Source organism: Mesorhizobium sp. M7A.F.Ca.CA.002.05.1.1, assembly GCF_003998335.1.
Lineage (GTDB): Bacteria > Pseudomonadota > Alphaproteobacteria > Rhizobiales > Rhizobiaceae > Mesorhizobium.
Genome location: NZ_RZQI01000204.1, coordinates 1 through 7852 on the forward strand (window position 1 = coordinate 1; position 7852 = coordinate 7852).

The 7852-nt window shown below is 61.4% G+C and carries 9 protein-coding genes; 6 read left to right on the forward strand and 3 right to left on the reverse strand.

What is annotated here, in order from left to right; genetic code table 11:
• Positions 1-150: 150 nt before the first annotated feature.
• The 3 genes from EN939_RS12975 to EN939_RS12985 are packed head-to-tail and all read right to left on the reverse strand — an operon-like array spanning position 151 to position 2648.
• Positions 151-567, reverse strand: coding sequence for a cupin domain-containing protein (locus EN939_RS12975; protein WP_127268329.1), 417 nt, complete (start codon positions 565-567; stop codon positions 151-153).
• Between the two features lie 7 nt (positions 568-574).
• Positions 575-1438, reverse strand: coding sequence for a phosphoenolpyruvate hydrolase family protein (locus EN939_RS12980; protein ID WP_127268330.1), 864 nt, complete (start codon positions 1436-1438; stop codon positions 575-577).
• 13 nt (positions 1439-1451) lie between these two features.
• Positions 1452-2648, reverse strand: coding sequence for a Tm-1-like ATP-binding domain-containing protein (locus tag EN939_RS12985; RefSeq protein WP_127268331.1), 1197 nt, complete (start codon positions 2646-2648; stop codon positions 1452-1454).
• Positions 2649-2759: 111 nt separating this feature from the next.
• On the opposite strand from EN939_RS12985, the gene EN939_RS12990 reads away from it, so the two are divergent.
• The 6 genes from EN939_RS12990 to EN939_RS13015 form a co-directional block, all read left to right on the forward strand.
• Positions 2760-3455, forward strand: coding sequence for a TetR/AcrR family transcriptional regulator (locus EN939_RS12990; RefSeq protein WP_127268332.1), 696 nt, complete (start codon positions 2760-2762; stop codon positions 3453-3455).
• Between the two features lie 360 nt (positions 3456-3815).
• On the forward strand, positions 3816-5132 hold the full coding sequence (locus tag EN939_RS12995; RefSeq protein ID WP_127268333.1) for an ABC transporter substrate-binding protein: 1317 nt from the start codon (positions 3816-3818) through the stop codon (positions 5130-5132).
• A 70-nt stretch (positions 5133-5202) separates the two neighbouring features.
• Complete coding sequence (locus EN939_RS13000) at positions 5203-6108, forward strand: carbohydrate ABC transporter permease (RefSeq protein WP_023812446.1); 906 nt, start codon at positions 5203-5205, stop codon at positions 6106-6108.
• A gap of 1 nt (position 6109) precedes the next feature.
• The gene (locus EN939_RS13005) at positions 6110-7069 is read left to right on the forward strand and encodes a carbohydrate ABC transporter permease (RefSeq protein ID WP_127268334.1); all 960 of its coding nucleotides are present in this window, start codon (positions 6110-6112) and stop codon (positions 7067-7069) included.
• Complete coding sequence (locus EN939_RS13010; RefSeq protein ID WP_127268335.1) at positions 7066-7287, forward strand: hypothetical protein; 222 nt, start codon at positions 7066-7068, stop codon at positions 7285-7287. The genes EN939_RS13005 and EN939_RS13010 overlap by 4 nt, the downstream gene beginning before the upstream one ends.
• The coding region (locus EN939_RS13015) for an ABC transporter ATP-binding protein (protein WP_164750973.1) at positions 7284-7852 on the forward strand (569 nt) is incomplete at its 3' end. The genes EN939_RS13010 and EN939_RS13015, both read left to right, overlap by 4 nt.

Here is a 7852-nt window from a genome sequence, read left to right on the forward strand (position 1 = left end):
AAGCTCATTGACGGTTGTAGCCGGAGGGGCAGCGGGCGACTTCGCCAAGCCTCGGGCCGGATGGCCATCCGGCCCGAGGCTCAATCGCTTCCATCGCACATAATCATCTCGTGCAGATACAAGGGGCAGCGCTACCCTAGAACAAGTTCATCACTGCCCCGGCGCGATCAGCCTGAAATCCGGCAGCTCGCGCAAAACCAGTTCAGGCCCGGCCGGCGAATAGACGACGAAAAGCTGCATCGGCCCGTCGCCGGTGTTCAGCGTCGAATGAAAGCGGCTTTCCGGGACATAGATGGTACAGCCGGGGCCGACTTTTGCGACCACCGGATTGCCCTTTTCGTCCTCGACCATCTGCTCGCCATGACCGGAGATGACGAAGATGATTTCTTCCGCGCCCGGATGGTTGTGGCGCGTGTGGCCCTTGCCGGAGGGCAGGTCGACCACGCCGCCGGAAAAGCGGGTCGCGCCATTCACCTCCGGCGCCACCGTCAGTGCCAGTTTTCCCCAGTCGAAACCGAAGGCGCTGACGTCCTTCGGGTAGACAAATACCTTGCTCGTGTCGGTCATCGTCTCATCATCCCTTCTTTTTCTTCGTGGTCTTGTCACCACCAAGTGTCACCGCCTTGAAATCGGCCGTCTGTTTGGCGATCGCGGCTTCCGCCGGCAGCCGTTCCATCGAGCTGGCGCCATAGAAGCCGTGCAGGCCCTTGGCATGGGAGAGGATGTAGCGGGCGTCGTCGGGCATCGAGATCGGCCCGCCATGGCAAAGCAGGATGACGTCCTTGCGCACCGAGCGCGCGGCGTCGGCGATGGCATCGATCTCGACGATGCAGTCGTCGAGCGACTTGGCCGAGGTGGCGCCGATCGAGCCGCCTGTCGTCACACCCATATGGGCGACGACGATGTCGGCGCCGGCTTTTGTCATGGCGCGGGCCTCGTCGGGGTTGAAGACATAGGGCGTGGTCAAGAGATCGAGCTTGTGCGCCTCGGCGATCATGTCGACCTCGAGCCCGAAGCCCATGCCGGTTTCCTCGAAGCTTTGCCGCATGCTGCCGTCGAACAGGCCGATGGTGGGAAAGTTCTGCACGCCGGAAAAGCCCATGGTCTTCAGCTCTGCCAGCAGCAGCGGCATGATGACGAACGGGTCGGTGCCGTTGACGCCGGCCAGCACAGGCGTGTGTCTGACCACCGGCAGCACCTCGTAGGCCATTTCCTTGACGATCTCGTTGGCATTGCCATAGGCGAGCAGGCCGGCGGCCGAGCCGCGCCCGGCCATGCGGTAGCGGCCGGAATTGTAGATGATGATGAGGTCGATGCCGCCAGCCTCCTCGGCTTTCGCCGACAGGCCGGTGCCGGCGCCGCCGCCGACGATCGGCACGCTCTTGGCGATCATTCCCCTGAATTTCTTCAGTATATCCTTGCGCGGTATGGCGGGCATCTTTCTGGATCTCTCACTGTCTGGCGATGTCGAGGAAGGCTGATGTTGCAGCCTTTGCGAATTCCGGGTCGTTGATATGCAGCGGCAGGCGCGTCACGCGGCGCTTGCTGTTGGGTTCGATGGTGCGCTCGATGGCATCGAACAGAACGGCGTCGGCTTCCGGGTTGAAGAAGGCGCCGCCTTCGATGTCGAGCGCCGAGACGCCTTTTTCCGGGATGAGAAAATGCACCGGCCCTCCGCAGCGGGCGAGTCTGGTGCCGATCCACTCGCCGATCGCGCGGCATTCGTCCGCCGTGGTGCGCATCAGCGTGACATTGGGATTGTGTTCGTAGAACAGCCGATCGCGATAGGGCTCCGGAATGGTCGAAGGCGCCCAGAAGTTCACCATGTCGAGCGCGCCGACGGAGCCGACATAGGGCAGCCCCGTGCGAACTATGGCGCCGAAACGATCCTCCGTCGCCGGCAGCACGCCGCCGAACAGCAGATCGCAGACTTCGGTCGTGGTGATGTCGACGATACCGGACAGCAAGCCGCTGTCGGCCAGCTTTTCCATGCTGCGGCCGCCGGTGCCGGTGGCGTGGAAGACCATGCAGTCATATCTGGAACGGAGCTGGTCGGCGATGGCGGTCACGCAAGGCGTTGTGACGCCGAACATGGTGAGGCCGATCGATGGTTTGCCGTCGGGTGGCGGCGCCGGCTTGGTTGCCATGCCTACGATCGCCTGGGCGGCATTGTGCAGCACGACACGGGAGATCCGGTTCAGTCCGGCCATGTCGGTCACCGCAGGCATCATGATGATGTCGGAGACATCGACATAGGGTGCGGTATCGCCGGAGGCGAGCGTCGAGACCATGATCTTGGGCAGGCCGAGCGGCAGGGCGCGCATGCCCGACGTGATGATCGAGGTGCCGCCGCCGCCGCCAATGCCGATGATGCCGGAAATGTCGGCGCGCGACTGGACGAAGCGGGCGAAGGCGATGCCCATCGCGGCGACCGCGGCGCCACGGTCATTGCCGCCGAGCACGGCGTCACGGCCGCCGGGATGATGGTCGGCGATTTCCCTCGCGCCGATATCGACGGGGATGGTTGCGTCGCGCGTTCCGACATCGACACGACAAACGAGGGCGCCCGCAGCAGTGATCGCATCGGCCAGGAAGGCGAGCTCCTCGCCCTTCGTGTCCGCGGTACCCGCCACATAGATACGCTTCATTGCGCTCCCCCGATCCTGGCAGGCGCGATGCCGCCCCCATTGCTCATTGCCCGGGCCACTCGACGATGCGGACACCATTGCAAATTTTTGAGACGCGCGTATCGTATTGGTATGAATGTCTCACGTCAACAATCCACTGCGAGCGACGACGCTGAACGGGCAACCGGCCCGGTGCCCGAACGTGGGCCGCGCGCGCGGACCAAACGGCTGATGCTGGAGACGGCAACGAGGCTGATGCAGGCGGGCGTCACGCCCTCGGTCAGCGAGGTCGCCGAGGCGGCCGAGGTTTCCCGTGCCACCGCCTATCGTTACTTCCCGAGCCAGTCGGCACTGGTGCAGGCCGTCGTCGACGAGGGGCTGGGGCCAATCCTCACCTGGCAATCGACCTCCGCCGATGCCGAGCGCCGGGTCGCGGAGCTGTTCGATACGGCCATGCCGCGCATCGAGGCCTTCGAGGCCACGTTCAAGGCAGCACTGAAGCTGTCGCTCGATCAATGGGCGCGGCGTCAGGCCGGCACGCTGGGCGCTGAGCCCGCCTTTACGCGCGGCCATCGCATCGACTTGCTGAAAGATGCGATCGCGCCGCTCAAGAGCCGTTTGCCGCCGCGCGACTTCAAGCGGCTGGCGCAGGCGCTGTCGCTGATCTTCGGCGTCGAGGTGCTGATTGTGCTCAAGGATATCTGGGGACTGGACAGCCGCCGGACGAGGGCGGTCGCACAGTGGGCAGCCGGGGCGCTGGTGCGTGCGGCAGTCGCGGAATCGGTCGATGAAGGAGGCAGCCCCGATCCGAAGGCAGTCATGAAATAGAGCCTATCTGGTTCGACCAGATTGGCATGCACGCTACTGATCTTAGCCGTTGAGTGGGGTGTCGGACAATACCCAATCATATCACTGAGTAGGAAAATCTTGGTAAAACAGGCAGATAAAGCCGGAATCCGATGGCAATGGCCACGTCAAGCTGTCAAGAAAGGGCTTGACGCGCATGCAAAATTGGTAATACCAGATTGGATCAGAAAAGCGGATCGAAAGTGAGGGCTGCGATCCATTTTCCGGCAGGGGCGAGGAGGCTCGAAACCGGGAAGGTGCGATCACGGGAGGAACTACCAGGGCCGGCCCCGTTGCCGGCTCGCACGATAAGGTAGAACGCGCACAAGGGAGGAAATCATTATGCGCAAGTTAGTGACCAGCGCACTTGCTGGTATCGGCTTAACGCTTGCCTGCGGAACGTCCGTTTACGCGCAGGACAAAGAACTCACCATATTCTGGGCGGAATGGGATCCGGCGAACTATTTGCAGGAACTCGTCAATCTCTACGAGGCCGAGACCGGCGTGAAGGTCACGGTCGAAACCACACCTTGGTCCGACTTCCAGACCAAGGCATTCACCGAGTTCAACGCTAAGGGCAGCGCCTACGACATGGTGGTCGGCGACTCGCAGTGGATCGGTGCCGCATCCGAGGCGGGCCACTATGTCGACCTTACCGACTTCTTCAACAAGCATAATTTGAAGGAGGTGATGGCGCCGGCGACTGTCAAGTACTACGCCGAATATCCGTCGGCCTCTGGCAAGTACTGGTCGATCCCGGCCGAGGGTGACGCAGTCGGCTGGTCCTACCGTAAGGACTGGTTCGAGGACCCCAAGGAAATGGAAGCCTTCAAGGCCAAGTATGGCTACGATCTCGGCGTGCCGAAGGATTTCAAGGCGCTGCGCGACATTGCCGAATTCTTCCACCGTCCCGACCAGAAGCGCTACGGCGTCGCCATCTACACCGACAATTCATATGATGCCCTGGTGATGGGCGTCGAGAACGCCATCTTCTCCTACGGCGGCGAACTTGGCGACTATGCCACTTACAAGGTCGACGGGATCATCAACTCCGATCAGAACGTCAAGGCGCTCGAGGTCTACAAGGAACTCTATTCCTTCACACCTCCTGGTTGGGCCAAGAGCTTCTTCATCGAGGACAACCAGGCGATCACCGAGAATCTGGCTGCGATGAGCATGAACTACTTCGCCTTCTTCCCGGCGCTCATCAACGAAGCCTCGAACCCGAATGCCAAGAACACAGGCTTCTTCGCCAACCCTGCCGGCCCGAACGGCGACCAGTTCGCCGCGCTCGGCGGCCAGGGCATCTCCGTCATCTCCTATTCCAACAACAAGGAAGAGGCGATGAAGTTCCTGGAATGGTTCATCAAAGACGAGACGCAGAAGAAGTGGGCGGAACTCGGCGGTTACACGGCAAGTGCCAAGGTGCTCGAGTCGCCTGAATTCCAGAACGCCACGCCTTACAACAAGGCTTTCTACGAAACCATGTTCAAGGTGAAGGACTTCTGGGCGACGCCGGAATATGCCGAGCTGCTCATCGCGATGAACCAACGCGTCTATCCGTACATCACCGGCAATCAGGGCACGGCCAAGGAAGTGCTCGATGCGCTCGCCGCGGACTGGAACGCGACGTTCAAGAAGTACAACCGCGTGAAGTAAGCGGTACTAACGCTCGGAAGGGGTGGGAGCCCACCCCTTCCGTTTTCTTTTCTCAAGGAAGGAACTGGCCTTGGCCACTGCAGTCATGACCACGCTGGATCCCAACTCGCGCTCCGCCACCCGCGGCATGAGCGATCTCACGATCCGAAATCTCTTCATCATTCCGACGATCGTTTTCCTGATCGTCTTCAACATCTTTCCACTGCTCTATTCGCTCGGCTATTCGTTCACCGACTTTCGCGCGTCGAGCCCGGCGGCGGCCAATTTCGTCGGACTGCAGAATTACCGCGAACTGCTGAACGACCCGTTCATCTGGTCGAATTTCGCCATCACCGCCAAATATGTCATCGTCTCCGTGGTCGGTCAGGTCATCGTCGGCTTTGGCGTGGCGTTGCTGCTCAACCGCGATATCCCGCTGAAGGGCCTGCTGACGACACTGCTGCTGTTGCCGATGATGCTGTCGATGGCCGTCGTCGGTCTGTTCTGGAAACTGCTCTATGATCCATCATGGGGTGTCATCAACTATGCACTCGGCCTCGGCAATTTCGAGTGGCTGTCCAACCCTGACATGGCGCTCTACGCGGTTGCCATCACCGACATCTGGATGTGGTCGCCCTTCGTCATGCTGCTGTCGCTTGCCGGCCTGTCGGCAGTGCCGAAGCACCTCTACGAGGCGGCGGCGATCGACCGCGCCGGCTCGTTCTATACCTTCTTTCGCATTACGCTGCCGCTGGTCGCGCCGATTCTGATGATCGCGATCATCTTCCGCACCATGGAGGCGTTCAAGACCTTCGATCTCGCCTACATCCTGACCAGCCAGCCAACCACCGAGGTGATCTCGATCCGGCTCTACAAGATGGCGTTCCAGGAATGGCAGACCGGGCGCTCCTGCGCGCTTGCCTACATCGTGCTGATCATGGTGCTGGCTATCACCAACATCTACGTCAAATACCTCAACAAGGTGAAGGAGCGCTGAGATGGCCGCCGTCCGCACTTCTTCCGAAATCGGCTTCAATCGCGTCGCCATCGTCGTCGTCCTTTTGGTGACGATCATCTTCCTGGCGCCGATCTACTGGATCGCCTCGACGGCGTTCAAGCCGCGCAATCTTGCCACGACCATCCCGCCGACGGTGGTGTTCCAGCCGGAGATATCGCCCTTCGTCAAACTGTTCACCAAGCGCTCGCAACTGCGCAGCGCGCCGACGCCGGAAGAGTATGCGGCAGCGCCCTGGTGGGAGCGCGTCGTCTTCGACGGCGGTGAAAAGATCGTGCGCGACGGCAAGGGCCAGGTGCAATGGTCCGGCTATCCGAGCCGCTTCATGAACTCGCTGATCATCGCCATCACCTCCACGGTGCTGGCGGTCGGCATGGGCACCTTCACCGCCTATGGCTTTTCGCGCTTCAAGGTGAAGGGGGAGGCTGACCTGCTCTTCTTCATCCTGTCGACACGCATGCTCCCGCCGGTGGTGGTGGCGATCCCGATGTTCCTGATGTACCGGGCGGTCGGCCTCAACGACACGCATGTGGGCCTGATCATCCTCTACACCGCGTTCAACCTGTCCTTCTCGGTGTGGCTGATGAAGGGTTTTATGGATGAGATACCGAAAGAGTATGAAGAGGCGGCCCTGGTCGACGGTTACACGCGCATGGAGGCCTTCTTCAAGATCGTGCTGCCCGAGGCGGCCACCGGCATCGCCGCCACCGCGGTGTTCTGCTTCATCACCGCGTGGAACGAATATGCCTTCGCACTGATCATGACCAACCGCCGCGCCCAGACCGCACCGCCCTTCATCCCGAGCCAGGTCGGCTCGGGCCTGCCGGACTGGACGGTGATCGCCGCCGGAACCTTTCTATTCCTGCTGCCGGTCGCGATCTTCACGTTCCTGCTCCGCAACCATCTGCTGCGCGGCATGTCCTTCGGAGCGATTCGCAAATGAGCTTTCGTGCCATCAACCAGAAATATCTGGAGCCCGGTTCGCAGGTGCTGATGGTGCTCGGCATCATAGCACTCTGCCAGCCCTGGAACCTGTTGTTGCACACATATGGCCTGACCATCATCCTGATCGGGCTGGTCGGCTTCAACGTAACCTCCAAGATCGCGCCTGAGGAAAAGGCCGGCACCGGCCAGGTGCGCAATCCGGGAGCACAGCATTGACCCAGATCGAGCTTCGCGGCGTCCAGAAATTCTTCGGCGCCGTCCAGGTCATCAAGGACCTGAACCTCAAGATCGCCGACAACGAGTTCATCGTTCTGCTCGGCCAGTCGGGCTGCGGCAAGACGACGACGCTGCGGGCCATCGCCGGGCTGGAAACGATCGACGAGGGCGACATCCTCATCGACGGCAAACCGATCCAGCATCTAAAGGCCGCCGACCGCGACATTGCCATGGTCTTCCAGTCGTTCTCGCTCTATCCGCATATGAGCGTCTACGAGAACATCGCCTTCCCCTTGCGCGCCACGCGCAAGAGCAAGACGGAGATCGACAGCGAGGTTCGCTCCGTCGCCAAGACGCTGCAAATCACCGATCTGCTGGACAAGAAGCCATCGGCGCTCTCGGGTGGCGACATGCAGCGCGTCGCCATTGGCCGGGCGCTGGTGCGGCGGCCGAAGGCCATGCTGATGGACGAGCCGATCGGCGCGCTCGACGCCAAGCTGCGCGAGGAGATGCGCGCGGAAATCAAGCGGCTGCACATCAAGCAGGGGTCGACAACCATCTATGT

What these genes read in the sequence shown, in the direction of transcription:
- EN939_RS12975 (WP_127268329.1), bottom strand. Translation starts at nt 567, where the DNA reads ATGACCGACACGAGCAAGGTATTTGTCTACCCGAAGGACGTCAGCGCC.
- EN939_RS13010 (WP_127268335.1), top strand. Translation starts at nt 7,066, where the DNA reads ATGAGCTTTCGTGCCATCAACCAGAAATATCTGGAGCCCGGTTCGCAG.
- EN939_RS13005 (WP_127268334.1), top strand. Translation starts at nt 6,110, where the DNA reads ATGGCCGCCGTCCGCACTTCTTCCGAAATCGGCTTCAATCGCGTCGCC.
- EN939_RS12980 (WP_127268330.1), bottom strand. Translation starts at nt 1,438, where the DNA reads ATGCCCGCCATACCGCGCAAGGATATACTGAAGAAATTCAGGGGAATG.
- EN939_RS12985 (WP_127268331.1), bottom strand. Translation starts at nt 2,648, where the DNA reads ATGAAGCGTATCTATGTGGCGGGTACCGCGGACACGAAGGGCGAGGAG.
- EN939_RS12990 (WP_127268332.1), top strand. Translation starts at nt 2,760, where the DNA reads ATGAATGTCTCACGTCAACAATCCACTGCGAGCGACGACGCTGAACGG.
- EN939_RS12995 (WP_127268333.1), top strand. Translation starts at nt 3,816, where the DNA reads ATGCGCAAGTTAGTGACCAGCGCACTTGCTGGTATCGGCTTAACGCTT.